Here is a 3,341-nt window from a genome sequence, read left to right as displayed (position 1 = left end):
TGCAGGGTGAAGTCGAGATTATCGGAACTTTCGGCGGCTATCTGTTCGGCAATGTCGCGCGTCGCGATCCGGCCTGAGGCGCAGGCCGGCGTGCCAGGGCAGGCGGCGATGCGTGTGCGGGGATCGGTGGGAGAGGTGACGAAGCCGAGGGAGGCGGCGATTTGCTGCAGTGGGTTATTTGTGTGCGTCGGCTGGCCGAGGAAAAGCAGGGCTCGGCCTGGGGCGAGGCGGATTTCGGTGGTGCCGAGGGTGAGGGCACTCTGTGCGAGGTCGATAATTCTGTTCGCGGGCATGCTGCCGAAGGGCAGGCCGATGCCTAGGGTAAAAGTGCTGCTGGCTAGGGCAAAAAGGCCGATAGGTTTGCGGGAGGCCCCCCCCTCTGTCCTGCCGGACATCTCCCCCTCAAGGGGGGAGATTGTACCTGCGCCGATGGTTTTGCCTATCGCGAACGTCGAAACTTGCGGACTGGCTTCAGAAACGGAGCCAGCGGCGACGCTGCCAATCTCCCCCCTTGAGGGGGAGATGTCCGGCAGGACAGAGAGGGGGGCCTCGCGCGGACCTGTCAGGTATAGCCAACCTGCCAAAGATGCCAGCTGTCGCTCAGACAAATCCCGGGTGTGCGCTTCCCGACCCTTCTCGGCAACCATCCTGAGTGCGGCGACGGCTATATCCCTGGCAGCCTCCGCGTCGACCTTTGCCAACAGTTTGGCGCTTCGACCGTCCCCGGCAACCGATACGCTCCAAATGATGTCGTGCCCGCTTCGCACCGCCTTCAACCGCACATCGGCGGTCACCGCATCCATCGTCAATTGCCCGCCGCCATCGACAACCACCGAAACCTTCGGCCCCAGCCTCGGCGTCAGCCCGGCTTTGTCAATCGCATCCCTGATGCGTCCAGCCAACGGCCGGGGATCGGCGGCCTCCCGGGGGTCGATACCCGCCAGCGGCCCGGTTTCCACCGGCACGCCGGTGCGCACCTCGATGCCCAGTGAGTCGACTTCTGTCGCAAGCAGCGCCGCGCTTGCCGCCGTCAGGCCGCGGATCTGCAGGCTGCCGCGCGCGGTGACCTCCATGATGCCATTGCCGTGCCGCGAAGCGGATTCGGCCAGCGCGATCAACTGTTTCGGCGACAATCCTCCAGAAGACGGGCCTCCGCTCACCGGGTTAAGCCGCACGAGCAAACCGTCACCCGTCTGCATCGGCGCGGACAGGGCCGGACAGGCGCCGCGACGTGAGAAGGCATTCATGCCGCGACCCCAAGCGCTTCGGCTTCGGCGATCAGGGCGGCGAGATCGTCGTCGATCGAATTGCGCAGGGGATGCCAGAGGCCACGGCGGCGCGCCGACAGGAAACGCTCTGCGATGACTTTGGCGGCGGCCGGATTTTCGCGCAGGATGAAAGCGCGGACCTCCTCATTGCCGATATAGGCATCGTGGACGGCTTCGATCAGCGCGCCCGGAATCGCATTGGTGGTTTCGGCAAAGCCGACAAGGCGGTCGACCGTCTCGGCGAATTCGGAGGCGCCGCGCGGGCCGTGGCGCATCTGGCCTGAAATGAAACGGGCGTTGACGGCCCGCGCCCGCACCACGCGCGACACGGCTTCGCCGACCGAGCGCGGCTTCGGTCTTTGCGGATCGGTCGTGTCGAGCACGATGACATCGGCATTGCGGCCAAGGGCGGCCAGGGCGGCTGAAAAGCCGCCGATGAAGGCGACATCGGCGGAGCCTTCGAGAATATCGCGGCCGGGATCGTCGCCGGTGTGGACAAGAAGGTCGGCCTCGGCGAGGCGTCCCTCGAAAGCGCCCGGTACCGAAACGCCTTCACCTGCGGCGCCGCCATAGGCGTGCGAGGTGGCGTCGAGATAGGCGCGGCCGATTTCCTCGCGCGCGGCCCAGTCGCCGCTGGACAGCATGTCTTCGACGCCAGCGCCGTAGGTGCCCGGCGAGGTGCCGAAAATGCGGGGGGTGACCTTGCCATCGGCGCGCGTCCTGGCCGCGAGCGGGTTTTCCGAATCGTCCTCGTCGCGCGCCGCGACAGCGTTGGCGGCGGCATCGATCAGCGCGATCTGGGTCGGAAACATGTCGCGGAACAGGCCCGAAATACGCCAGGTGACATCGACGCGCGGGCGACCGAGCGTCGCTGGCAGGAGGACCTCGATGCCTGAGATGCGGCCGGTGGCGGCGTCCCATTGCGGGCGGCAGCCCATCAGCGCCAGACCCTGCGCAATTTCTTCGCCACCGGTGCGCAACGAGGCCGATCCCCAGAGATCGATAACGAGGGAACGCGGCCAGTCGCCATGCGATTGCATATAGGCGCGCACCACTTCCTCCGCCGCCGCCTTACCAATGTCATAGGCGGTCGGCGTCGGCGTGGTGCGCGGGTCCGACGTGAACAGGTTGCGGCCGGTGGGCAGCACGTCGGAGCGTCCGCGCGCCGGCGCGCCGGCCGGACCGGCCTTGACGTGACGGCCATCGAGCGCGGCGAGCAAGGCGTCCCTTTCTGCCTCGGCGCTTTGCCGGCGCATCGGATCGGCTTCGTCGCCGGAAGCGCGGCCATAGATATGCAGGCCGTCCTTGATGGCGAAATCCTTGAGGTCGCAGAGCCAGGCGTCGATGCGGCGCAACGCTTCGTCCGGGGCGTCGGTCCTGGCGACACCGGCCTGCGAGGCGAGGCCAGTCTTCTGGGCGGTGTCGACGATCAGCTTGGCAAGCCGGTCGCGGCGGCGGCGGTCGAGGCCGTCGGCCTGGGCGTATTCGTCGACCAGGCGTTCCAGTCTGTGCTGGTCTTCGTCCAGTCCCGCACCGGTCAAGGGTGGTGGCAGATGGCCAAGCGTGAGCGCGGCGATGCGGCGCTTGGCCTGAGCGGCCTCGCCGGGATTGGAGACGATGAAGGGGTAGATGACGGGCAGCGGACCGGTGACGATCTCGGGGAAACAGGTTTGCGACAGCGCGACCGTCTTGCCGGGCAGCCATTCCAGCGTGCCGTGGGCGCCGACATGGATCAGCGCGTGAATGCCGAGCGCCTTGCGCAGCCAGAGACCGAAGGCGAGCAGGGCGTGGCGCGGCGGCAGGGTCGGGTCGTGGTAATCGGCACGGCGGTCGGCGGAGCGGCCGCGATCGGGGGCCAGCGCCACCGTGACGTTGCCGAAGGTGGCGGCGCGGAAGGGGAAATGTGCGGCGGTCTTTTGTGAAGGTTGGCGCGAGGCCCCCCTCTCTGTCCTGCCGGACATCTCCCCCTCAAGGGGGGAGATTGTGCTCGCGGGGCCGCTTTCGCCAGTCGCCGACGGTGAGGCTTGCGGGTTCGCTTCAGAAAGGGAGCCAGCGGCAAGGCTGCTAATCTCC

The 3,341-nt window shown here is 67.4% G+C and carries 1 protein-coding gene and 1 pseudogene; both read right to left on the bottom strand.

Annotation, left to right across the window (positions count from 1 at the left end; translation table 11 throughout):
• A partial coding sequence (gene cobG / locus J0I79_RS34445) for a precorrin-3B synthase (protein ID WP_292870463.1) occupies nt 1–1,247 on the bottom strand: 1,247 nt, incomplete at its 3' end.
• Nucleotides 1,244–3,250 (bottom strand): annotated as a pseudogene (locus tag J0I79_RS34440) (cobaltochelatase subunit CobN); the annotation flags it as partial. The gene cobG and the pseudogene J0I79_RS34440, both read right to left, overlap by 4 nt.
• Nucleotides 3,251–3,341: the final 91 nt, after the last annotated feature.

Origin of the sequence: Mesorhizobium sp. (assembly GCF_017306585.1) — a bacterium.
Classification (GTDB): domain Bacteria; phylum Pseudomonadota; class Alphaproteobacteria; order Rhizobiales; family Rhizobiaceae; genus Mesorhizobium.
Note: the sequence above shows the minus strand (reverse complement) of the source record. Positions and strands in the feature narration are given on the sequence as shown.